The organism is Kitasatospora sp. NPDC093102 (assembly GCF_040683915.1).
GTDB lineage: Bacteria > Actinomycetota > Actinomycetes > Streptomycetales > Streptomycetaceae > Kitasatospora.
The window spans coordinates 21,994-43,899 of record NZ_JBFBFA010000051.1 but is presented as its reverse complement, the minus strand read 5'-3'; the positions used below and the strand labels follow the sequence as shown (position 1 = coordinate 43,899).

General features: G+C 73.8%; 18 protein-coding genes. 7 read left to right on the top strand and 11 right to left on the bottom strand.

Annotation, left to right across the window (positions count from 1 at the left end):
* Positions 1 to 373: 373 nt before the first annotated feature.
* Positions 374 to 1,378, bottom strand: a complete 1,005-nt coding sequence (locus AB0O11_RS34760; RefSeq protein ID WP_363395067.1) for a stage II sporulation protein M — start codon at positions 1,376 to 1,378, stop codon at positions 374 to 376.
* Between the two features lie 292 nt (positions 1,379 to 1,670).
* Between AB0O11_RS34760 and AB0O11_RS34755 the strand changes: the two genes are divergently transcribed.
* A complete protein-coding gene (locus tag AB0O11_RS34755; protein WP_363395063.1) occupies positions 1,671 to 2,750 on the top strand; it encodes an RDD family protein in 1,080 nt (359 codons plus the stop codon).
* A 28-nt stretch (positions 2,751 to 2,778) separates the two neighbouring features.
* Here the strand turns inward: AB0O11_RS34755 and AB0O11_RS34750 are convergent, their stop codons facing one another.
* The gene (locus AB0O11_RS34750) at positions 2,779 to 3,432 is read right to left on the bottom strand and encodes a hypothetical protein (RefSeq protein WP_363395060.1); all 654 of its coding nucleotides are present in this window, start codon (positions 3,430 to 3,432) and stop codon (positions 2,779 to 2,781) included.
* Positions 3,433 to 3,541: 109 nt separating this feature from the next.
* Here AB0O11_RS34750 and AB0O11_RS34745 point away from each other — a divergent pair, with 109 nt between their 5' ends.
* Both AB0O11_RS34745 and AB0O11_RS34740 read left to right on the top strand, forming a co-directional pair.
* Entirely contained in the window at positions 3,542 to 4,054 is a 513-nt protein-coding gene (locus AB0O11_RS34745; protein ID WP_363395057.1) for a SigE family RNA polymerase sigma factor, read from the top strand.
* On the top strand, positions 4,051 to 5,076 hold the full coding sequence (locus tag AB0O11_RS34740; RefSeq protein ID WP_363395054.1) for a hypothetical protein: 1,026 nt from the start codon (positions 4,051 to 4,053) through the stop codon (positions 5,074 to 5,076). The genes AB0O11_RS34745 and AB0O11_RS34740 overlap by 4 nt, the downstream gene beginning before the upstream one ends.
* Before the next feature lie 69 nt (positions 5,077 to 5,145).
* On the opposite strand, the gene ahcY is transcribed toward AB0O11_RS34740, so the two are convergent.
* The 6 genes from ahcY to AB0O11_RS34710 all read right to left on the bottom strand — a co-directional run bounded on the left by ahcY (position 5,146) and on the right by AB0O11_RS34710 (position 11,463).
* The gene (gene ahcY, locus AB0O11_RS34735; protein ID WP_224284670.1) at positions 5,146 to 6,594 is read right to left on the bottom strand and encodes an adenosylhomocysteinase; all 1,449 of its coding nucleotides are present in this window, start codon (positions 6,592 to 6,594) and stop codon (positions 5,146 to 5,148) included.
* A gap of 321 nt (positions 6,595 to 6,915) precedes the next feature.
* The gene (locus AB0O11_RS34730) at positions 6,916 to 7,893 is read right to left on the bottom strand and encodes a cation diffusion facilitator family transporter (protein WP_363395051.1); all 978 of its coding nucleotides are present in this window, start codon (positions 7,891 to 7,893) and stop codon (positions 6,916 to 6,918) included.
* 44 nt (positions 7,894 to 7,937) lie between these two features.
* Positions 7,938 to 9,188, bottom strand: a complete 1,251-nt coding sequence (locus AB0O11_RS34725) for an SIS domain-containing protein (RefSeq protein ID WP_363395048.1) — start codon at positions 9,186 to 9,188, stop codon at positions 7,938 to 7,940.
* A 79-nt stretch (positions 9,189 to 9,267) separates the two neighbouring features.
* Positions 9,268 to 9,450 (bottom strand): Trm112 family protein, encoded by a 183-nt coding sequence (locus AB0O11_RS34720; protein WP_224284587.1) that lies wholly within the window; start codon positions 9,448 to 9,450, stop codon positions 9,268 to 9,270.
* A gap of 132 nt (positions 9,451 to 9,582) precedes the next feature.
* Positions 9,583 to 10,968: a phosphomannomutase/phosphoglucomutase gene (locus AB0O11_RS34715; protein WP_363395045.1), complete on the bottom strand. Its 1,386-nt coding sequence runs from the start codon at positions 10,966 to 10,968 to the stop codon at positions 9,583 to 9,585.
* A gap of 129 nt (positions 10,969 to 11,097) precedes the next feature.
* Positions 11,098 to 11,463, bottom strand: a complete 366-nt coding sequence (locus tag AB0O11_RS34710; protein WP_224284589.1) for a DUF3499 domain-containing protein — start codon at positions 11,461 to 11,463, stop codon at positions 11,098 to 11,100.
* Between the two features lie 164 nt (positions 11,464 to 11,627).
* Between AB0O11_RS34710 and AB0O11_RS34705 the strand changes: the two genes are divergently transcribed.
* Positions 11,628 to 12,080 (top strand): metallopeptidase family protein, encoded by a 453-nt coding sequence (locus AB0O11_RS34705; RefSeq protein ID WP_030245500.1) that lies wholly within the window; start codon positions 11,628 to 11,630, stop codon positions 12,078 to 12,080.
* Positions 12,081 to 12,162: 82 nt separating this feature from the next.
* Here AB0O11_RS34705 and AB0O11_RS34700 read toward each other — a convergent pair whose 3' ends face one another.
* From AB0O11_RS34700 to AB0O11_RS34690, 3 genes are all read right to left on the bottom strand, one after another.
* A complete protein-coding gene (locus AB0O11_RS34700) occupies positions 12,163 to 13,899 on the bottom strand; it encodes a DUF5719 family protein (RefSeq protein WP_363395041.1) in 1,737 nt (578 codons plus the stop codon).
* Positions 13,900 to 13,905: 6 nt separating this feature from the next.
* Positions 13,906 to 17,772, bottom strand: coding sequence for a glycosyltransferase (locus AB0O11_RS34695; protein ID WP_363395038.1), 3,867 nt, complete (start codon positions 17,770 to 17,772; stop codon positions 13,906 to 13,908).
* A 226-nt stretch (positions 17,773 to 17,998) separates the two neighbouring features.
* Positions 17,999 to 18,271, bottom strand: a complete 273-nt coding sequence (locus AB0O11_RS34690; RefSeq protein ID WP_030062195.1) for a WhiB family transcriptional regulator — start codon at positions 18,269 to 18,271, stop codon at positions 17,999 to 18,001.
* A 623-nt stretch (positions 18,272 to 18,894) separates the two neighbouring features.
* Here AB0O11_RS34690 and AB0O11_RS34685 point away from each other — a divergent pair.
* The 3 genes from AB0O11_RS34685 to AB0O11_RS34675 are packed head-to-tail and all read left to right on the top strand — an operon-like array spanning position 18,895 to position 21,904.
* Positions 18,895 to 19,563, top strand: coding sequence for a cysteine dioxygenase family protein (locus AB0O11_RS34685; RefSeq protein ID WP_363395034.1), 669 nt, complete (start codon positions 18,895 to 18,897; stop codon positions 19,561 to 19,563).
* Between the two features lie 41 nt (positions 19,564 to 19,604).
* Complete coding sequence (gene cofD / locus AB0O11_RS34680) at positions 19,605 to 20,615, top strand: 2-phospho-L-lactate transferase (protein WP_363395031.1); 1,011 nt, start codon at positions 19,605 to 19,607, stop codon at positions 20,613 to 20,615.
* The gene (locus AB0O11_RS34675; protein WP_363395028.1) at positions 20,612 to 21,904 is read left to right on the top strand and encodes a coenzyme F420-0:L-glutamate ligase; all 1,293 of its coding nucleotides are present in this window, start codon (positions 20,612 to 20,614) and stop codon (positions 21,902 to 21,904) included. The genes cofD and AB0O11_RS34675 overlap by 4 nt, the downstream gene beginning before the upstream one ends.
* Positions 21,905 to 21,906 lie beyond the last annotated feature (2 nt).

Genomic DNA, 21,906 nt, shown 5'->3' with positions numbered 1-21,906 from the left:
CCTTCGGACCGCCTTCCAGCGGACCCTCCGGGCTTCGTTCTTTCGTGTTTCCAGCTTATCAGATGTTTTCCGCTCCGTTTTCCGGAGTTTCATTCGTCCGATTCCCGCTGGTGGGATTTCCTGCGAACTTCGTCCCGAAGCCTATCAAAGGCTTCAGAGTGTTCAGTCCGCGGGATTTGCTTCGTCGGAGGGTGCACATTTCGTGAAATGCGCTCGCCTCGATTCGGCGGTGTCGTAGACACTAACGCCCGGGTCCGACCGTTGTCCAGTCAGTCCTAACCGTTCAAACCTACTAGCCCACCCTCACCACGTCAATGGTTTGGCCGGGACGAGTAGAAGAGTAGCAGGTCAGAAGCCTGTTGATCACGCCGGCTCAGGCTGCGACGGGCTGGAGGTCCGCCCGGTCGGCCGCGTCCAGATCGCCGAACTCTCCGGCCTCGGCGGCCCTTCGGCCCAGCACCAGGGCGTAGAGGAGGAAGGCCACCTCGGCCAGCACTCCGATGGAGATGCGGGCCCAGGTCGGCAGGCCGGACGGGGTCACGAAGGCTTCGAGCACACCGGAGACCGCCAGTACCGTCGCCAGGCCGATCGACATCCCGATGATCGCGCGGCCCTGTTCCGCCAGTGCCACCGAGCGGGTGCGCGGGCCGGGGTCGATGACGGTCCAGCCGAGGCGCAGGCCGAGACCGCCTGCCACGAAGACCGCGGTCAGCTCCAGCAGGCCATGCGGAATGAGCAGGCCGAGGAAGACGTCGAGGCGCCCGGCGGAGGCCATCAGTCCGACGCCGATGCCGAGGTTGACCACGTTGGTCCACATCACGTAGAGCACCGGAATACCCAGCGCGATCCCGAACAGCAGGCACTGCACGGCGATCCAGGCGTTGTTCGTCCAGACCTGGGCCGCGAAGGAGCTGGCCGGCCTGTCCGAGTAGTAGGTCTCGTACTGGCCGCCGGGGCGGGTCAGCTCCTGGAGGTGCTCGGGCGCGACCAGGCTGTTGCGGACCTCGGGGTGGGTGGCCATCCACCACGCGAGCAGTGCGGTGGCGGCCATCGAGACGATCGCCACCGGCACCCACCAGCGGCGGGCGCGGTAGAGCGCGGCCGGGAAGCTCACCGTGTAGTAGCGGGCGACGTCCTGCCAGCCGTTGGTCCGGGCGCCGGTCACCGCGCTGCGGGCACGGGAGACCAGGCCGGTCAGCCGGCTCACCAGAGCCGGGTCCGGCGCGGCGGCCTGGACCTTGGAGAGGTGGCCGGTGGCGCGCTGGTAGAGCGTCACCAGCTCGTCGGCCTCCTCTCCGCTGAGCCGGCGCCGGCGGGCGAGGGCGTCCAGCCGGGCCCACTCCCCCTGGTGGGTGGCGACGAAGACGTCCAGGTCCATTTCGGCGGCTCCATGATCGGCGGCGGGCGCGGACGTGCATGCGCGGGCGGGCGGGTCCGGGCGGACACGTGCGGCCCAGCATGCCAGCAGCGGCCGCCACCGCGGCCGTCGGGATCTCACTTCCCGTGCGCCCGCCGGGCCCCGTATGTTTGCGGCTGCGGATCAGACTGCGGAGAGCGGGTCACGGGGAGCCGATCCGGGGTGATTCCCTCCCCCGGCACTGTCGCGCTCCCAGGAGCGAATCTTCATGGGCGAGCCGTACGGGCTCCAAGAGCGTGAACGGACAGGTGTCTTGAGCGACCTGGTGACGGGTGAGGCGGTCGTACTCGGCCTCCAGACGGCGAAGCTTCCGAGCAGGGCACTGGCGATCGTGATCGACCTGCTGGTGGAGTTCGCCGCCTTTCTGGTGTTCACGCTGCTGCTGGGCCTCGCCCTGATCGGCCTCGACGGCGCGGCGCTGGCCGCCACGATGATCGGCCTGATGGTGTTCTTCCTGGTGGCCGTGCCCGTGATGGTCGAGACCCTCACCCGCGGCCGCTCGCTCGGCAAGGCCGCACTCGGCCTGCGGGTGGTGCGCACCGACGGCGGGCCGGTGCGGTTCCGGCACTCGCTGGTACGCGGGCTGGTCGGCTTCTTCGAGATGATCGCGCTGACCGGTGCCCCGGCCGTGATCACCTCGGCGGTGCACTCGGAGGGCAAGCGGCTCGGCGACATCTTCGCCGGGACGGTGGTCGTCCGCGAGCGCACCCCGGGGGCGGGCGGCTCCGCCTCCCCGCTGCCGCCGGTGCACCCGCACCTGTTGCAGGCGATGGGCCACGAGCTGGTCGCGATGGACCTGTCCGCCGTGCCGGAGCCGCTCTGGCTGGCCATCCGCCAGCTTCTGGGCCGGATCGGCCAGTTGGACCCGGCAGTGATGCAGCAGATGTCCTCCCGGCTGGCCGAGGACCTGTCCGCCCTGATCGGCCACCCGATCGCACCGGGACTGCACCCGGCGGCGTACCTGGGCGCGGTGCTCACCGAGCGCCAGCGGCGGGAGTGGATGCGGGCCCAGGAACAGCTGCGGACGGCCGGGCCGGTACCTGCCCAGCCGGCCCCCGCCCAGGTGCCCGCTCCCCGTCGGGCCTCCGGTCCGCTCCCTGCGGCTCCGGCGGGCCCGGCCGACGGACGGCCCGTCCGGGTCCTCGGTCTGCCGGCACAGCCCGCGCCCGCGGCGCCGGCCGGCGCACCCGCCGCACCGCCGGTGCCCGTGCCGCCCGCCGCACCGGCCGCACCGGCCGCACCCACTGCACCCGCCGCCCCTGCGGCTCTTTCCCTCGACAAGTCCCCCCTCGACAAGCCCGCGGCCGACACCGGCTTCGCCCCGCCCGCCTGAGGCGGGCCGCCACGGCCGTACGGGCCCGCTACTCCTCCTCGGTCCCCACCCGCCAGGCGTTCGGCGGCGACTCCAGCTCCTCCAGCTCGATCCCCTCCGCCGCCAGCACCACGTCCCCGGCCAGGTGCACGACCTGCTGCTCCCCCGTCTCCAGGTCCGCCACCTGGTAGCGCTCGACCAGCAGCGGCCCGGAATCCGTCGGGTGCGTGTCGACGCCCTCCAGCAGCCACCCCTGGTCGAGGGTGCGCGGCGCCAGCACCGGCTCGGTGAAGGCCACCAGCCGCACCCGCGCGCTCGCCCCCTCCCGCAGCCGCAGCAGCCGGGCGGTGGCGACCAGGAAGCCGGGCGAGCGGCCGGTGAAGGCGTGCGCCCGGTCGTGGCCCTCGGTCGCGTGCTCGCCGCCCGGGTCGGCCGCGTCGGTACGGACCCAGGCCACCCCGTCCACCGCCCCGCCGCGCACCTGCCAGCCGCCGGCCCGCAGCTCCATCCGCAGCGGCCGGGCGCGCGAGTCCAGTGTGAGGTCGGTGCTGCCGAGCACCCGGCCGTCCGGTGCGTAGGTCTTGGAGACGTACCGCCACCCGGCCGCCCCGGGGGCGCAGCTGAAGCGCTCCTCACCGAGCAGGACGTGGTCGTGGCCAAAGGGAGTCGTGGCTGTGTGGAGCGAGTACCGGCCGTTGGGCATGCCGGAAAGCCTACGTGCGCACTCCGCATGCAACCTTCCGACCGGGTGCCCGCATTAGAGCGGCGGACGGCGCGGCAAGGCGCCGCCGCCACGACGAGAGGGGGTGCGGATGGCGAAGCAGACGCGCGACGTGGAGTTCACGGAGTACGTGGCCTCCCGGAGCGGCTGGCTGCGCAAGGTCGCCTATCTGCTGTGCGGGGACTGGCACCGGGCCGACGACCTGGTGCAGGAGTGCGCGACCAAGCTGTACGTGAACTGGTCACGGGCCGGCCGGGTCGAGAACCTGGACGGCTACGCCCGCAGGGTGCTGGTCAACACCTTCCTCGCCGAGCAGCGCTCGTCCTGGTGGCGGCGGACCTCGCGGACGACGGCGCCGCTGGACGTCGCGGCGGTGGCAGCCGACCTCGACGCCCAGCTCGACCTGCGCGAGGCACTGGCCGCGCTGCCGCCCAAGCAGCGGGCCACCGTGGTGCTCCGGTACTACTGCGACCTCACGGTCGATCAGACCGCTGACGCGATGAGCTGCTCTTCGGGCAATGTGAAGAGCCAGACCTCACGGGCTCTCGCCACCCTCCGGACGACGCTCACCACCCGCCCCGCCACCGCCGAGAGGACGTCATGAGGTCGCACGAGCAGCGTGATCTGACCGCCCGGCTGAGCGCCCTCGCCGAGGCCCCGGCGCCGCCCGCCGCACTCGACGCCTCGGCCGTGATCGCCCGCGGGCGGGGCCGGCTGCGCCGCCGCCGGCAGGCCCTGATCGGCGTGGTGGCCGGGTCGACCGCTGCCGTCCTGGCGGGCGTACTGCTGCTGCGCCCGTCCGGCGGACCGCCCGTACCGGCCGGCCCCGCGCCCACCGCCCCGTCCTCGCTCGCGCCGTCCCCGACCGCCGCGCCGACGCCGACGGCCGCCACCGGTCCGCTGAGCACGGAGGTCCGCTTCGGCTGGCTGCCGCCGTGGCTGGCCCGTCCGGCCGTCGGCTACGCGAACAGCGACGACCGGTCCGTCGTCACCGCGGCCACCACCACGGCCGTCCTCAACGCGGTCCCCGACCTGAAGCTCGAACTGCTGCACGGCCCCGGCGGGTCCCCCGCCCCCGGTACGCACACCGTCACCGCGCCCGCGGTCGCCGGCCGGGAGGCCCACTGGCTGGTCACCGATGAGTCGGGGACCACCACCGGCCTGCGCTGGATGACCGCCTCCGGCCGCTGGGCCGAACTGCGCGCCACCGTCTGGTACGGGGCGAAGATCCAGGACGACCTGCTCCGGGTCGCGGCCGGCGTCGAGTTCGGCAGCCGGGACGTCCCGTTCCCGGTGCGGCCGGCCGGCGTGCCCGCCGATCTCAAGCTGCGGAACGCCGAGATCCACCGGCCCACCAAGGACTCCGAGCCACCGTGGAGCGCCATCCTGTCGTACACCGTCGACGGCAAGTGGCTGAGCGTCACGGTCCAGCCGGAAGGCTTCGGGGTGTTCGCGGACGGCCGGCCGAACGGCGGCACCCCGGTGTGCCGGGTCGAGAAGGGCGTCCGGCTCTGCGCCAACGGCACCGCGGCAGGGATCCCGTCGGTCCAGGCGGTGGGCGGGCTCGCCGGTCTGCTCAAGCAGTTCGGCGTGCTCGGCGCGGACGAGGGGGCCTGGACCCGCTGACGCGCCCCGCGAACGCCGACGGCCGGCGCCCCCGGAGGGGAGGGCGCCGGCCGTCGGATCGTCAACCGATCAGTAGCGGTACTGCTCGGCCTTGTACGGGCCCTCGACCGGAACGCCGATGTAGTCGGCCTGCTCCTGGGTCAGGGTGGTCAGCTTCACGCCCAGCGCGTCGAGGTGCAGGCGGGCGACCTTCTCGTCCAGGTGCTTCGGCAGCACGTAGACGCCGATCGGGTACTGCTCGGTCTTCGTGAACAGCTCGATCTGGGCGATCGTCTGGTTGGCGAAGGAGTTGGACATCACGAAGGACGGGTGGCCGGTCGCGTTGCCCAGGTTCAGCAGGCGGCCCTCGGACAGCATGATGATGGTGTGGCCGTCGGCGAAGCGCCACTCGTGGACCTGCGGCTTGACCTCGGTCTTCACGATGCCGGGCAGCTTCGCCAGGCCCGCGATGTCGATCTCGTTGTCGAAGTGGCCGATGTTGCCGACGATCGCCTGGTGCTTCATCTTCTCCATGTGCGAGGCAAGGATGATGTCCTTGTTGCCCGTGGTGGTGATGAAGATGTCGGCGATCGAGACGACCTCCTCCAGGGTGGTGACCTGGTAGCCGTCCATCGCGGCCTGGAGCGCGCAGATCGGGTCGATCTCGGTGATGATCACGCGGGCGCCCTGGCCGCGCAGCGACTCGGCGCAGCCCTTGCCCACGTCGCCGTAGCCGGCGACGACCGCGACCTTGCCGCCGATCAGGACGTCGGTGGCGCGGTTGATGCCGTCGATCAGCGAGTGGCGGCAGCCGTACTTGTTGTCGAACTTCGACTTGGTGACGGCGTCGTTGACGTTGATGGCCGGGAACAGCAGCTTGCCGTCACGGTGCATCTCGTACAGGCGGTGGACACCGGTGGTGGTCTCCTCGGTCACGCCCTTGATGGTGGAGGCGACCTCGGTCCACTTGTTCGGGGTGTCCTTGAGGGTGCGGTTGAGCAGCTCCAGGATGATCCGGAACTCGTCGTTGTCCGCGGTGGCCGGGTCCGGCGCGGCACCGGCCTTCTCGAACTCGACGCCCTTGTGGATCAGCAGGGTGGCGTCGCCGCCGTCGTCCAGGATCATGTTCGGGGTCTTGCCGTCAGGCCAGGTCAGGGCCTGCTCGGTGCACCACCAGTACTCCTCCAGGGTCTCGCCCTTCCAGGCGAAGACCGGCACGCCCTGCGGGTTCTCCGGGGTGCCCTCCGGGCCGACGGCGATGGCGGCGGCCGCGTGGTCCTGGGTGGAGAAGATGTTGCAGGAGCACCAGCGGACCTCGGCACCGAGCGCCGTCAGGGTCTCGATCAGGACGGCGGTCTGCACGGTCATGTGCAGCGAGCCGGTGATGCGGGCGCCGGCCAGCGGCTGCGACTCGGCGTACTCGGCGCGGATCGCCATCAGACCGGGCATCTCGTGCTCGGCCAGCTGGATCTCCTTGCGGCCGAACGGCGCCAGGGAAAGGTCGGCGACCTTGAAGTCACCGGTGATGTCGGTCGACATGCGTCTGCTCCTCGCTGATGGGGTGGGGCCGAAGGTCCGGGCGTGCGTCGCGTGCGTCTGGCCGTACGGGTGCACGGCCACGCCGGGACGGCCGGGTCCGTGGTGGTGGACCGGCTTCCCGTTGCGCAGCACAAACCGTCGGAGGACCTCTCTCCCTCGACCGGCGCACACCCTACGGGCGCGGACCGCCGATCGACCGCCATCAGCAGCGACGTTCTGGCTCTGGTGACGAATCTACACTGACGGCCCCGTCGGCCGTCCGCCGATGACCGATTTCGGCCCCCGGTCCGAGCCGCTCTCAAGCCGGGCCCCAGGCTGGGGTCAGTGCTCTGCGCCGGGGCCGGGACCGCCGGGCGTGGCAGCCGGGTCGTCGCCCGCCGCGGCCTTCTCGGCGCTGTAGACGTCGGGCTCCAGGTAGATCGCCCGGGCGATCGGGACGGCCGCGCGGACCCGCTCCTCGGCGGCGTCGATCGCCTCCGCCACCCGGGCTGCGCTGTCCTCCGCATTGACGGCGATCTTGGCCGCGACCAGCAGCTCCTCCGGCCCGAGGTGCAGGGTCCGCATGTGGATCACGCGAATGACGGCCTCGCCGTCCACCAGCGCCTCCCGGATCCGGCGCACCGACTCCTTGGAGGCCGACTCGCCGAGCAGCAGCGACTTGGTCTCCAGGGCGAGCACCACGGCGATCACCACCAGCAGGACGCCGATGCACAGGGTGCCGACGCCGTCCCAGACGCCGTCGCCGGTGATCACGGTGAGCCCGACGCCGAACAGCGCGAGCACCAGGCCGATCAGCGCGCCGGTGTCCTCCAGCAGCACCACCGGCAGCTCCGGCGCCTTGGCGGTGCGGATGAACTGCACCCAGCTCTGCTTGCCCTTGGCCTTGTCCGACTCCCGCATCGCGGTCAGGAAGGACCAGCCCTCCATGACGATGGCGAAGAGCAGCACACCGACCGCCCAGCCCCAGGAGTCCAGCGCCTCCGGGTGGCTGATCTTGTGCCAGCCCTCGTAGATCGCGAACAGGCCACCGACGCTGAACAGCACGATGGCCACCAGGAAGCCGTACACGTAGCGCTCGCGGCCGTACCCGAAGGGGTGCTCCTCGTCGGCCGCCCGGCGCGCCCGCTTGCCGCCGATCAGCAGCAGCACCTGGTTGCCGGAGTCGGCCACCGAGTGCACGCCCTCGGCGAGCATCGAGGAGGAACCGGTGAAGCCGAAGGCGGTGAACTTGCCCGCCGCGATCGCCAGGTTCGCGGACAGTGCCGCGATCAGTGCCTTGGTGCCGCCTTCGGTACTCATGCGGCTACCGTACCCGGCCGGGAGGTTCCGCCCGGGCGGCCGTCTCAGGAATGCGCGGCGGCGAGGCCCAGGTAGACGGCGGCGAAGTCGGTCAGCGCGACCAGGTCGGCCAGTGCGTGCAGCGCGTCCGGCCGGGCGCTCGCGTACTCGGTCAGCCGGACGTCGTGCGCGGCGGCCAGCCGGTGCGCCCGGGTCACGCCGAAGCTGCGCGGCCCGGCGTCCTCCTCCGGGACCTCGGCCGGGCCGTCCTGCCCGTCCTCCGCCGCCGCGCCGGCCGCTCCCGGGGCGTGCCGCAGCAGCAGGACCTGCAAGTGCAGCGGATCCGGCTCCTCGACCCGGTCGCGGAAGAAGTCGTCCGGGTCGACGCCCGCGCCCAACTGCCCGGTGAACATGCCGCGGTGGGCGGTGAGCACCTGCGGCAGCGGCCCGGCCAGCGCCGGGCGCCCGGCCCGGTCGGCCAGCTGGGCGGCGAACCGGGTGGCGGCCGCCCCGGCGATCGGGCCCTCGGCCCACAGCAGCGGGACCGTCCCGGCCAGCCGGGCGGCCAGGCCCTTCGCCGGGTTGGTGTACGCGGCGGCGTCCGGGCGGCAGCGCACAGCGGTGGCGTCCAGCAGGTCGGCGACGGCCGGCAGCGCGTCGTACGGGAGCTGGGTGAGGCCGATCTTCTGGGCGAGCGCCAGCAGCGGGGTGAGGTGGGACCAGAGCGCCGCCGGGTCCTCGGCCGGCAGGTCCGGCTCGGCGGCCGGAACGGGTGTGAGGTCCTCGGCCGGCACCGAGGCCACGAACGGCAGCGGCAGCGCGCGCACCTGTAGCGCGGCCTCGGCCAGCGCGCTGCCGGCCGGGGCGGTGACGACGATCGCGCAGCCGCGCGCGTACGCCTGCTCGGCGAGGCCGACCAGGCCCTGCTCGCCGCCGTCGGCGGAGCTGATCACCAGCAGGTCCAGCGGGCCCGCCCAGCCGGGCAGCTGCCAGCCGAGGCCGGCGGTGAAGGCGGGCCGGGCGCCGGCCCGGTCGGTGCGCGGCGCGGCCGCCTCGGCCGGCGGCAGCGACGTGATCAGGGAGGCCGTGCCGGCCAGCGCGGACAGCATCTCTGCGGCGGTCAGCGCGCTGCCGTGTCCGGCGACCAGGACGGCGCGCGGGCGGCCGTCCGGACGCAGCCGGTCGAGGCCGGCCGCCTCGGCCTGCCGCAGCGCGGTGCGGACCCGCGCGCCGGCGCCGGCCAGGGCCAGCAGGGCGCGGTCCCGGTCGGCGCGCTGGAGGGCGGCCGGGTCGTCGAGCAGGGCGTCGTCGAGCATGCGGCGAACCTCCGGCTGCGGTCCTGGGCGCGCGCTCCGTTGCGCGCCGGGCGGTCGGGGTGGGGCTTCCTCCCCAGGATTAGGCCGGGCGGCGGGCCTCGTCCACCAGGAGGACCGGAATGCCCTCCCGGACCGGGTACGCGAGACCACAGTCCGCACCGGTGCAGACCAGCTCGGGCTGCTCCTCGGTGCCGCCCTCGGCGAGCGCGGCCCGGCACTGCGGGCAGACCAGGATCTCCAGCAGGAAGGATTCGAGCTTCATGGGGCTCTCCAAAGTTCGGTGGTGGCACGGAGGTGCCCCGGCCGATAGGAAACCCTACCGGCCGGGGCACCGGCGCCCGTGGTCAGGCGCTCTGCTCGGGCCCCCGGCGGCGTTCGCCGGGCCGGGCGCCGCTCAGCCGCGGACGACGGCGAGCACGCCGTCGCGCAGCTCGGCCATCTTCGCCGGGTCCTTGGCCTCGACGTTCAGGCGCAGCAGCGGCTCGGTGTTGGAGGCGCGCAGGTTGAACCACCAGTCCGGGCCGGCCACGGTCAGGCCGTCCAGCTCGTCCACCGTGGTGCCCTCCCCGCCGGCGTAGGCGGCGCGGACGGCGGCGGTGCTGGCGGCCTGGTCGGCCACGGTGCTGTTGATCTCGCCGGAGGCGGCGTAGCGGTCGTACTCGGCGGTGAGCTCGGACAGCGTGCCCGGCTGCCCGCCGAGCGCGGCCAGCACGTGCAGCGCGGCCAGCATGCCGGTGTCGGCCCGCCAGAAGTCGCGGAAGTAGTAGTGCGCGGAGTGCTCGCCGCCGAAGACGGCGTCGGTCTCGGCCATCTCCTGCTTGATGAAGGAGTGGCCGACCCGGGTGCGCACCGGCTTGGCGCCGAGCTCGCGGACCACCTCGGGGACGGTCCAGGAGGTGATCAGGTTGTGGATGATCGTCGGCTCGGTCTCGCCGGCCGCCCGGGCGCGGGCGATCTCGCGGGCGGCGACCAGGGCGGTGATCGCCGACGGGGAGACCGGCTCGCCGCGCTCGTCCACGACGAAGCAGCGGTCGGCGTCGCCGTCGAAGGCCAGGCCCAGGTCGGCGCCGACCTCGCGGACCTTGGCCTGGAGGTCGACCAGGTTCTTCGGGTCAAGCGGGTTGGCCTCGTGGTTCGGGAAGGTGCCGTCCAGCTCGAAGTACATCGGGACGAGCTCGATCGGCAGGCCGTCGAAGACGGTCGGCACGGTGTGGCCGCCCATGCCGTTGCCGGCGTCCACCGCGACCTTGAGCGGGCGGATCGCGGTGAGGTCGACCAGGCCCAGCAGGTGGTCGGCGTAGCCGCGCAGGGTGTCCTGGGCGGACAGCTCGCCCTGCTTCACGTCCTTGGCCGGGACGGTGACGGTGTCGTCCTCCGCGGTCCAGGACTCGACCAGCTCACGGATCTCGGCCAGGCCGGTGTCCTGGCCGACCGGGGCGGCGCCGGCCCGGCACAGCTTGATGCCGTTGTACTGGGCCGGGTTGTGGCTGGCGGTGAACATCGCGCCGGGCAGGTCGAGCTTGCCGCTGGCGTAGTACAGCTGGTCGGTGGAGCACAGCCCGATCTGCACCACGTCGGCGCCGTAGGCCGCGGCGCCCTCGGCGAAGGCGAGGCTCAGCGACGGGGAGGAGGGCCGCATGTCGTGCCCGACCACGATCGCGGACGCGCCGGTGACCTGCACGAACGCGGCGCCGAAGGCCCGGGAGAGGCTCTCGTCCCACTGGTCCGGGACGACGCCCCGGACGTCGTACGCCTTCACGAGCTGCTTGAGGTCGCGCACTGCGGCTCCACCCTGGTCTTAGGACTGATCACTGCATGTCGGGGCCACCGCGTGTCCGGTCGACGGGCGCGGTGACGGTAGACGGGCAGCGTACCCGGGCCGGGCGAACGTCCCGTGCCGGGTGAGGACTCAGTTGTCGGGCGAGCGCAGGACCCGGAGGTGGCCGCGGCGGCCGCTCTCGGTGGACTCGCCCTCGGGACCGCGGCCCTGACGGGTGGTCGGCGGGCGCGCGGCCTCGCGCACGGCGTTGGCCAGCGCCTCCAGGTCGTCGCTGCTGCGGCGCAGCGGACCGGCCTCGGCGGCGAGCCGGACGACCTCCCAGCCGCGCGGGGCGGTGAGGCGCTCGGCGTGCTCGGCGCACAGGTCGTAGCAGTGCGGCTCGGCGTAGGTGGCGAGCGGGCCGAGGACGGCGGTGGAGTCCGCGTAGACGTACGTCAGCGTTGCGACGGCCGGCCGGCCGCACGCGGTCCGCGAACAACGACGTACAGAGCTCACGAAGGTGGACGGTACCGCACTCCCCGCCGGGGAGCGAAGACCGCCTGCCCGGAGGGGGTGCCGTGTCGCCGTCCGGGCGCCGGGGCCGCGTATCCAACGCCCCGTGCGATTCCCGGTCGGAGTGGTCCACTTCCGACCCTCCAAGGACTACCCTCGGCAGTGATATGGACAGCTCCGCACCGCAGTCATCGACAGGCCCAGCGCGCCGCCCCCGGCACCGCGACCGGCACGGCAGGGGCCTGCGCGGCCCGCTGGCTCCACCCCAGGTGCCGATCTCGCTCACCCGCTCCGAACTGTTCGACGACTACGTGCGCGAGTCGGTGGAACGCCTCGAACGGCGTTGGCCACAGTTGATCGAGGTGGAGTTCGCCGTCCAGGAGGTCCCGCTGCACGAGCCGGACGGCGCCGACGCCGAGGACGGCGTGCCGCTGGGGCGGGTGTCGCCGGGCAAGCAGGGACGCAAGAGCCAGATCGTGGTGTACCGGCGGCCGGTGGAGATCCGGGCGAAGACCCGGGAGGACCGCGCGGCGCTGGTGCACGAGATCCTGATCGAGCAGGTCGCCGAGCTGCTGGGGCTGTCGCCGGACGCCATCGACCCGCGCTACGACGAGGACTGAGCACCCGGGAGCCGAGGGGCGCGCCCGGAGGCGGTGAGGGGTCACGGCCCGCGCCGGGGGCGGCCCCGGCGCGGGCTCCGGCTCAGCGCAGGACGACGCCCGGATCCTGGCCGGCCTGCGGGACCTTGACGGTGCTGCGGTCGTCGCGCAGCGCCTGGACGGTGAACATCGGCACGTCCTTGGCCGGCAGGGACAGCATCCGGGCGGCCACCACCGGGCCGCCGGAGACGGTCTCCACGGTGAGCGCGAAGACGCCGTTCAGCCCGGCGGGCTCGGGCGCCGGGAGGGCGACCGTGCCGCCGGCCGGGATCTGGACCTCCTTGGTGGCCGGGGTGCCGCCGCCGCTGCCGGCCGAGGCGGTGACCCGGACGGTGGCGGCCTCGCCGCTGGAGGTCAGGTAGAGGGTGGAGGCGCCGGCCCGGTTGTCGGCGACGGTGGCGCGGGCGCCGACCGGGTTGCTGCCGGCCAGCCAGGCCGCGTCGGTCTTGCCGTTGGCCGCCGCCCGGTCGATCCGCAGCCCGGCCACGACCGGGGTGCGGTGCTTGTCGTCGCTGGGCGACAGCCGCAGCCCGGCGACCTCGTCCCGGGTGACCTTGCCGAGGTCGACGGCGGCCACCATGCCCGCCTTGACGTGGATCGACTCGTTGCCGGCCGGGCTGAACCAGCCGTTCTTGCCGGACAGCTGGATCTTCAGGTCGGCGTCGTCCTCCGGCGGTGCCCAGACCACCAGGCGGGCGGAGGCGGTGTCGGCGGGCAGGCCGGGCAGCACCTGGGTGGGGGCCGGGTCGGCCGAGGCCGGGACCCAGTCGGCGCCCTTGGCGCCGTCGGCGGCGTGCAGCGCGGCGCCGACCCGCCCGGAGCGCACCACCACGTGCACCGCGAGGTCGGTGACCGCGCCCTTGCTGATGGTCGGCAGCAGGATGGCCTGGGAGCTGCCGGGCGAGACGGTGATCCCGTTGGCGGCGTCGTTGTCGATCAGGCCCTTGTCGCCGTACAGCTTGATGTCCACCACCGCGGCGGTGGACTCGGTGTTGACCAGGCTGAGGTAGTCGACCCGGTCGCCGGCGGTGCTGGCCCCGGCGAACCAGAAGCTGGTCCCGGCCGGGGTGCAGGTGAGGCCGGACAGGCCGAGGCCGCGCTGCTCGGTGACCACCGTGGTCTGGGTGACGGTGAAGCCGGGGGCGAGGGCGCCGGTGGCGACGGCCCCGGCGCCCGGTGCGGCGTCGCCGTTGGCGGCCGGGCCGGTGGCCGGGGTGCCGGGCTTGGACAGGGTCAGCCGGGCGTCGGCGGGCGCCGCGTTCTTGTCCTGGGCCGGGGCGCTCGGGGCACCCGAACCGGTCGGGGCCGGGGTGGCGGGTGCCGTCGGGGTGGCCGGGGCAGCGGTCGGCTGGGCGGCGGGCACGGCGGGTGCGGCCGCGTCGGAGAGCCAGCCGGCCCCGCCGGTGGCGGAGCCCGTCCCGGGCGGGGTGTAGGCGGTGAGCGTGGTCGAGCCGGTCAGACCCTGGATCGGCTGCGGGCAGACCGCCGCCGTCCGCTCGACCTGCGCGGTGGTCGGGGCGGCTCCGGCGGCCGCCTTGGCCGGGACGGCCGGCGGGCGCAGCTCGGCGATCCCGAACACCGCCGCGAGCACCACGGCCGCGGCGAGCAGGGACTGGGTGGTCCTGGCCGCACCGCCGGCGGCTCCGGCCCCCCCGGCGAACCGGCTGCGGCCGGGGCGGGCGGCCGGGGCCGGCCCGGACGGCTCCGCCGCGAAGGCGGGCCCGGCCGGCTCGGCAGCCTCGCCGGCGCCGGACTTCTTCCTGAATGCGGGCTTCTTCATCGCGGGTCAGCTCCCCGATCCGTGCTGGTGCGGGTACCGGCCGGGGCCGTTGGGGTCGTTCGGGTCGTAGTAGGGCTCGCCCTGCTGCTGGCCGGGCAGCCAGGGCTGCTGGTCCGGCTGCTGCTGACGGCCGTCGTACCCGTGGGCGTCGTAGCCGTACGGCTGCTGCTCGGGCTGGTACGGCTGCTCGTAGCCCTGCTGCTGGCCGTCGTACCCGTGGGCGTCGTAGCCGTGGGCGTCGTACCCCTGGCCGCCGTACGGCGCGGCGACCGGCTGCTGGGCCGCGTACTGGTCGTAGCTGTACGGGTCGGCCTGCTGGTACGCCTGGTACGGGTCGGCGTACTGCTCGGTGTCCTGGACGGCGGCGGCCGCCTGGACGGCTCCGGTCACCGGCTCGCCGGTCGGCTGCGCCGGGATCGCGCCCGGCTTGTCGTACACCCCGGACTCCTCGGCACCGCCCTCGGCGCCCTCGCCGCCCTCGCCGCGCTCGGCCATCCGGCGGGCCCGGCGGCTGCCGGGGGCCGGGGCCTGCGCCTGGGCGGCGGCGGCCAGCGCGGCGGCGGCCACCACCTCCTCGGGCAGGTCGTCGTCCTTGTGGCTGCGGCGGCCGGGCAGGGCCAGCACCAGGATGGTGAGGCCGAGCAGCACCTGGGCCCAGATCCAGCCGGTGTGGGCGGCGCCGCCCTCCCGGGTGACGGTCAGCTTGCCGCCGGCGGCCGGGAGCTTGAAGCCCTGGGCCCAGCCGTCGACCTTGGTGGACTCCAGCGCGGTGCCGTCCACGGTGGCCTTCCACTCCGGGGCGGCGGACTCGGCGAGCCGCAGCACCCGGCCGTCCGGGCCGGCCGGGACGGTGGCGGACAGGTCCCGGGTCCCGGACGGGACGACCACCGGGTTCGCGCCCGGGGTGGTGATCACCGCGCGGACCGCGGGGGTGCCGTTGACCTGCCAGAGCGCGGCGGCGCCGTCCTGGTTGGCCTTGACCAGACCGGGGGTGGTGTCCAGGACGTCCTTGAAGACGTCGATCACCGGCTGCTGGACCAGCACGTAGGCGATGCCGTAGCCGGCCAGGGCACTCGCCTGGTCGGCGCCGGAGCCGGCCAGCAGGCTGCCGACCACCTTGTTCAGGCCGTCCTGGGTGCCGGTCGCCGGGTCGACGGTGGACTCGGCCTGGCCGAGCGTCAGACCCGCGCCGCGCAGCATGGTGTAGCGGACCGCGCCGCCGTTCTTCTCCCCGGTGACAACCAGGGTGCGGGCCCGGTCGGTGGTGCCGGCCTCCTCCGCGATGAACGCGGGGACCTGGTCGGCCTGGCCGCGGTGCAGCGGACCGCCGGCGCCGGTCAGCGCCCACCACAGTCCGGTGCCCAGCGGAGCCAGCACGGCCGCGGCCACCACCAGGGCGGCCACCGGCTGGCGCCAGCCGAAGGCGATCCCGGCCACGCGGGCGTTGGCGCCGTCGGCGCCGATCGCGGCGGCGGCCAGCAGGGCGATTCCGGCGATCAGGGTGGCCGGGCCGGCCCAGGCGGGCACCGCCGGGCCTCCGGAGGCCGGGGTGACGGAGGTGCCCGCCACCGCGACCGCGAAGACCAGGCCGGCGCCGGCCGCGCCCCAGGCGGCGAGCACCGCGCGCCGGCGGTCGGCCCGCAGCAGCGCGGCCAGCGCGGCCAGCACGACACCCGCCGAGAGCCAGATCGGCGGCACCCCGGCGCCGCCCGGATTGACCAGCAGCAGGCCGGCCGCGCTCGCACCGGTGCCGTGCAGGCCGGGCAGCCCGGCCTCCAGCAGCAGCCACTGCGGGTGCGACAGCACCTCGAGCGACCACGGGGCCAGCACCGCGACCGGCACGGCCAGGATCACCAGGACGCGCAGGCCGAGCAGCCGCAGCGCCGCGCCGCCGGAGCCGAAGGCGCCGCCGCGCAGCACCGCGACGACCAGCATCGCCAGGCAGAGCGGCACCGCGAGCGCCCACGTTATCGGGACGAAGGCGGTGGCCAGGGTGAGCAGCAGGACGGTCATCCAGACCGGGCGCCAGCCCGGGCGGGCGCCCTTGGCGGCGCTCTCCTCGCGGATGCCGAGGCCGGCCGCGACGGCGGCCGCGCGGGCCAGCGGCGGCAGCAGCACGGCGAGCACGGCGGTGCCGATCCGGCCCTGGGCGAGCGCGCCGGTCGCGGCGGGCAGCAGCGCGTAGGTGGCGCTGGCCCAGGCGCGGACCAGCTTGGAGTCCAGCAGCGGCCGGGACACCAGGTAGGCGCTGACCGCGGACAGCGGGACGGCGAGCACCACGATCAGGGTGAGCGCGAGGTCGGCGTGGTCGAACAGCAGCCAGGAAAGCACCGCGAGCACACCGAGGTACGGCGGTGCGGCGGCGGTGGAGCCGGTGCCGACCGGGTGCCAGGCGTCCGCGTACATCGACCAGAGTCCGCCGGCGCCGTCGGCCGCGGGCAGCAGGGCGCCGCCGAACAGCTCCCCGCTGCCGAGCAGGCTGCGACAGGCGACCAGGGCGAACACCAGCAGGGCCGCGAACAGCACCGGTGCCGGGCGCCGGGCGAGCTTCTTGACGAGCGCGAACTGCTCGACGACCAGGTCCTCGGCGTCCTCGTCGCCGCCGGCCTCGGCCGAGCCGTGCCGGCCGCCGGTGTCGTCGCCGCCCCCTATCCCGAGCGAGCCGATGACGCCCTCGACCGCCAGCCGGGTGGTGGCGCCGGGGGCCGGGAAGAGCGTGCGGTCGTCCAGGGCGTCCGCCGCCCTGGACCGGGCGCGGCGTTTGCGCGAGGCCAGCAGCCTCGGGAAGCGGACGAGTTCGTGGCCGAGGCCGGCGAGTTCGTCGAACGCCTGGCGCGGGTCCTTGCCGAGCAGGTTGGTCACGGCCCGCACCAGGGTGCCGAGCACCAGCCGCAGCAGGACGTAGGGGAAGAGCGCGCCCTTGCAGTTGGCGAGCAGGGTGTAGACCGCACCGGCCTTGTCCACCCGGTGCGGGTGGGAGGGACCGCAGTCGATCGCGCGGCGCTCGCGGCTGGCCGCCTCGGCGTGCCGCAGCACGGCGTCGGGGGCGACCACCACCCGGTGGCCGGCGGCGTTGACCCGCCAGCAGAAGTCCGTGTCGTCCCGCATCAGCGGGAGGGCCTTGTCGAAGCCGCCGAGCTCCTCGAAGACGTCCCGGCGCACCAGCATGCCGGCGCTGGAGACGGCGAGCACCGGGCGGACCTGGTCGTGCTGGCCCTGGTCCTGCTCACGGCGGTCGAGGCCGGTCCAGCGGCGGCCGGAGCGGGCGATGGTGACGCCGACCTCCAGCAGCTGGCGGCGGTCGTACCAGCTGCGCAGCTTGGGGCCGACCACGGCGGCGCTGGGGGTGGAGTCGGCGACCTGGAGCAGTCGGCGCAGCGCGTCGGTCTGCGGCTCGCAGTCGTCGTGCAGCAGCCAGAGCCACTCGACCGGCCGGGTCTCGCGCGGGCCGCCGCGGCCGAGGTCGTCCTCCTGGGCGAGCGGGTCGCCGAAGTCGTCCCAGCCGCCGGTGACCGGGTCGTAGCCGGAGGGGTCGAGCCGGTACGGCAGGTCCTCGGGGCGCAGCGGCGGGCTGTTGAACACTGCCTCGGCGACGGCGGTGCCGAAGCCGGCCCGGCGGCCGAGGACCAGCGGGCCGCTGTCGGGCAGCCAGTCGGCGAGAGTGTCCGTGAGCAGTTGCGGAGAGTTGTCGGTGGATCCGGTGTCGACCGCGAGGATCCGCTGGACCTGGCGGTCCTGACCCAGCAGGCCGGCCAGGGCCTGCGGGAGCCAGCGGGCGCCGTCGTGCGAGACGATCACGGCGGTGACCAGGTGGCGCGGGTAGGCGGGCGGCCGGGAAGCGGTGAAGCCGCTCTGGTGGCTGTAGACGGTCATCGAGTGCGCGGGCCCCAGTTCTCGGTGGACACAGCCGGTGAACGGCAACCGGATGGCGCACCACACTAACGGCTCCGGGTGACCGCCTCGTCCGGGGTGTGCGTGCGGAGACGGTGAAGGGGGCTCCGGGAACACGAAAGCGCCCCACCATCGCGGTGAGGCGCCCGTACGGCTGTGCGGCTGTCCGTCGCTGTCGAAGGGTCAGCGGGGCCGGGGGCCGTCCCGGTCAGACCGCGCTCTTCTTGAGCCGGCGGCGCTCGCGCTCGGAGAGGCCGCCCCAGATGCCGAAGCGCTCGTCATTGGCGAGGGCGTACTCCAGGCACTCCGAGCGGACCTCGCAGGCGAGGCAGACCTTCTTGGCCTCGCGGGTCGAGCCGCCCTTCTCGGGGAAGAAGGACTCGGGGTCGGTCTGGGCGCACAACGCGCGCTCCTGCCAACCGAGTTCCTCCTCGTCCTCCGCGATGCCGTCCCCGATCAACAGCTCAAAGAGCTCGCTCATGTGGCGCGCCTCCTCTGCCCCTACTTGGCGTCCCCGTGGTTGCCGTTGCCTCCTGCGGCTGACGACACGAGTGAAATTACAGTTGCGTCACTCTGGCCCAGTCAAGCCGAGCTCTGGTATTGGGGCCGGGATTCACTCCCTGGCACCAAGCCGTTACAAATAGTGTACATATCCGGACACACCGGACCTTCTGCCCCAAGGTCCCGAACAGTGCCGAATCATCCGCAGCCATTCACCAAGTGACGCCCGGTCACCGCCACAGGCCGGTCATCGGCCTGCCTTCCCGACGATCTTCCCATCGAAACATAGAGAGTGATGAATCACCCCATCAGGGAAAGATCCGGACCTAACCCACTCGAATGCCGCACCCTTCGGTTTGACACCCGCCCTGCGAATGCGGTGTCCTTACGTCCATGTCAGAGTTCGCCAGCCCCCGGAGCGGTTCCACCCTCCGCCGTGCCGTGAACTCTTGTTGTCGCCTCTGTTCCTGCTGTATCTAGGCGCCCGCGTCCCACCGCGCGCCGCCCCCAGGAAGCACAGAGGCCGCCCGCGATTCCCGCCCCAGGACATCCCGGATCCGGCTGATCCCGACGAACCAGCCGACACTTCCGAGGACGACTCCCGTGCGCATGATCCGCATCCGCAAGCGGAACCGCGATCGCAACAAGCTCGCCCGCCGCAGCCCCGCCACCGCCCGTACCGGCGGCCCCACCGACGCCCGGACCCTCCGGTGGGCCGACGGCCTCAGCGACGTCTCCATCGCGGGCGACCCGCTCGCCTTCCCGCACCTGGCCCGCACCGACCTGCCGGCCCACCCCACCACCGTCGCCGAGTACGCCCGGCTGGTGCGCGAGATCGCCGCCGACCGCGCCCGCTGGGAGCCGCTGGTCCGCTACGACGCACTGACCCGCTGGTACGCCCGGCTGGAGACCGGCCCCGGCTACGAGGTCTGGCTGCTCAGCTGGCTGCCCGGCCAGTCCAGCGGCTTCCACGACCACGGCGAGTCCTCCGGCGTGATGAGCGTCGTCAAGGGCGAGCTGATCGAGCGCTCCCTCACCCACACGGGCGAGTCCTCTCGTATCCTGCGGCCCGGCGGAATGGGGGTCCCCCCGGCCGGAGGCTGGGGGAGGGTGTTCTCCTCCGGCTATCTGCACGAGGTCGTCAACGGCGCGCTCGAACCCGCCGTCTCCATCCACCTCTACACCCCGGGCCTGACCGAGATGAACCAGTACGGCGCCACCGCCGTCCCCGAGCGGCACCCGGAGCAGCAGACGCAGGCCGAGTCGCACTGATCACGGGCTGACGGAAAGTCGGACCGTGGCAGGATGAACCCATGCGCATCGTGGCACTGGCAGGCGGAATCGGCGGAGCGCGCTTCCTGCGCGGACTCCGCGCAGCGGTCGGACCGCAGGACGAGATCACCGTCATCGGCAACACCGGCGACGACATCCACCTCTACGGCCTCAAGGTCTGCCCCGACCTCGACACCGTGATGTACACCCTCGGCGGCGGCATCAACGAGGAGCAGGGCTGGGGCCGGACCGACGAGACCTGGTCCATCAAGGCCGAGATGAAGGAGTACGGCGTCGGCCCCGAGTGGTTCGGGCTCGGCGACCGGGACTTCGCCACCCACCTCGTGCGCAGCCAGATGCTCACCGCCGGGTACAGCCTCAGCCAGGTCACCGAAGCGCTGTGCGTGCGCTGGAAGCCGGGCGTGCGGCTGCTGCCGATGAGCGACGACCGGGTCGAGACCCACGTGCGGATCACCGACGAGCAGGGCACCCGGGCGATCCACTTCCAGGAGTACTGGGTCAAGCTGCACGCCGCGGTGGACGCCGAGGCGATCGTCCCGGTCGGCGCGGACACCGCCAAGCCCGCGCCCGGCGTGCTGGAGGCGATCGCCGAAGCGGACGTCATCCTCTTCCCGCCGTCCAACCCGGTGGTCTCGATCGGCACCATCCTCGCCGTCCCCGGCATCCGGGAGGCGGTCGCCGCCGCACCCGCGCCGGTGGTCGGGCTCTCCCCGATCATCGGCGGGGCGCCGGTGCGCGGCATGGCCGACAAGGTGCTCGCCGCCGTCGGCGTCGAGGCCACGGCCGAGGCGGTCGCGCTGAACTACGGCAGCCGGGCAGCGCTGCGGAGCAGCTCGGGCGAGGGTGGCGACGGGCGACCGGCAGGCCTGCTCGACGGGTGGCTGGTGGACACCGCCGACGAGGCCTCGGTGGCCGCCGTCGAGGCCGCCGGGATCGCCTGCCGGGCCGTCCCGCTGCTGATGACCGACGTCGAGGCCACCGCCGAGATGGCGCGCACGGCGCTGGCTCTGGCGGAGCAGGTGCGGAAGTGACCCTGGAAATCCTCGGCGTCGAGGGACTGCCCGAGATCGAGGCCGGGGCGGACCTGGGCGAACTCATCGCCAAGGCGGGAACGTACCAGGACGGCGACATCCTGCTGGTCACCTCGAAGATCGTCAGCAAGGCCGAGGGCCGGCTGCTGCACGCCGCCGACCGCGAGGCCGCGATCGACGCAGAGTCCGTCCGGGTGGTCGCCCGGCGCGGGCCGGCCCGGATCGTGGAGAACCGCAACGGCTTCGTCATGGCCGCCGCCGGCGTCGACGCCTCCAACACCGCCCCCGGCACCGTGCTGCTGCTGCCCGAGGACCCGGACGCCTCCGCCCGGGCGCTGCGGGCCCGGCTCCAGCAGCTCACCGGCCGCCGGCTCGCCGTCGTCGTCACCGACACCTTCGGACGGCCCTGGCGCAACGGGCTGACCGACGTCGCGATCGGCGCCGCCGGGATCGCCGTCCTGGAGGACCACCGGGGGCGAACCGACAATCACGGCAACCAGCTGGAGCTGACCGTCACCGCGACCGCCGACGAGCTCGCCGCCGCCGCCGACCTGGTGAAGGGCAAGGCCACCGGCGTTCCGGTGGCGGTCGTGCGCGGACTCGGGCACCTGGTCACCGCCGAGGACGGCGCCGGCACCCGGCCGCTGGTACGGCCCGCCGTGGACGACATGTTCCGGCTCGGCACCTCCGAGGCACTGCGGCAGGCCGTCACCCTGCGGCGCACCGTCCGCTCCTTCACCGCCGAGCCGGTCGACCCGGCCGCCGTCCGCCGAGCCGTCGCCGCCGCCGTCACCGCACCCGCCCCGCACCACACCACGCCGTGGCGGTTCGTGCTGCTGGAGTCGCCCGACACCCGGGTACGGCTGCTCGACGCGATGCTCGCCGCCTGGCAGCGCGACCTGCGCGAACTCGACGGCTGGGACGAGGCGAAGATCGCCCGGCGCACCGCCCGCGGCAACGTCCTGCGCGACGCGCCGTACCTGGTGGTGCCCTGCCTGGTGATGGACGGCTCCCACGACTACCCCGACCCGCGCCGGGCCACCGCCGAACGGGAGATGTTCACCGTCGCCGCCGGCGCCGCCGTGCAGAACCTGCTGGTCGCCCTCACCGGCGAGGGCTACGGCTCCGCATGGGTCTCGTCCACCATGTTCTGCCGCGACACCGTACGGGCCGCGCTGGACCTCCCGGACAGCTGGGACCCGATGGGCGCCGTCGCCGTCGGCCGCCCGGCGGAGCCGCCGAAGGCCCGCCCCGAACGCGGGGCCGACGCCTTCATCGAGGTGCGGTAGGA

Coding starts and splice junctions, on each gene's coding strand:
- AB0O11_RS34730 (WP_363395051.1), bottom strand. CDS start 7,893: ATGAGTACCGAAGGCGGCACCAAGGCACTGATCGCGGCACTGTCCGCG.
- AB0O11_RS34760 (WP_363395067.1), bottom strand. CDS start 1,378: ATGGACCTGGACGTCTTCGTCGCCACCCACCAGGGGGAGTGGGCCCGG.
- AB0O11_RS34740 (WP_363395054.1), top strand. CDS start 4,051: ATGAGGTCGCACGAGCAGCGTGATCTGACCGCCCGGCTGAGCGCCCTC.
- AB0O11_RS34705 (WP_030245500.1), top strand. CDS start 11,628: ATGGACAGCTCCGCACCGCAGTCATCGACAGGCCCAGCGCGCCGCCCC.
- AB0O11_RS34745 (WP_363395057.1), top strand. CDS start 3,542: ATGGCGAAGCAGACGCGCGACGTGGAGTTCACGGAGTACGTGGCCTCC.
- cofD (WP_363395031.1), top strand. CDS start 19,605: ATGCGCATCGTGGCACTGGCAGGCGGAATCGGCGGAGCGCGCTTCCTG.
- AB0O11_RS34750 (WP_363395060.1), bottom strand. CDS start 3,432: ATGCCCAACGGCCGGTACTCGCTCCACACAGCCACGACTCCCTTTGGC.
- AB0O11_RS34690 (WP_030062195.1), bottom strand. CDS start 18,271: ATGAGCGAGCTCTTTGAGCTGTTGATCGGGGACGGCATCGCGGAGGAC.
- AB0O11_RS34700 (WP_363395041.1), bottom strand. CDS start 13,899: ATGAAGAAGCCCGCATTCAGGAAGAAGTCCGGCGCCGGCGAGGCTGCC.
- AB0O11_RS34720 (WP_224284587.1), bottom strand. CDS start 9,450: ATGAAGCTCGAATCCTTCCTGCTGGAGATCCTGGTCTGCCCGCAGTGC.
- AB0O11_RS34725 (WP_363395048.1), bottom strand. CDS start 9,188: ATGCTCGACGACGCCCTGCTCGACGACCCGGCCGCCCTCCAGCGCGCC.
- AB0O11_RS34695 (WP_363395038.1), bottom strand. CDS start 17,772: ATGACCGTCTACAGCCACCAGAGCGGCTTCACCGCTTCCCGGCCGCCC.
- ahcY (WP_224284670.1), bottom strand. CDS start 6,594: ATGTCGACCGACATCACCGGTGACTTCAAGGTCGCCGACCTTTCCCTG.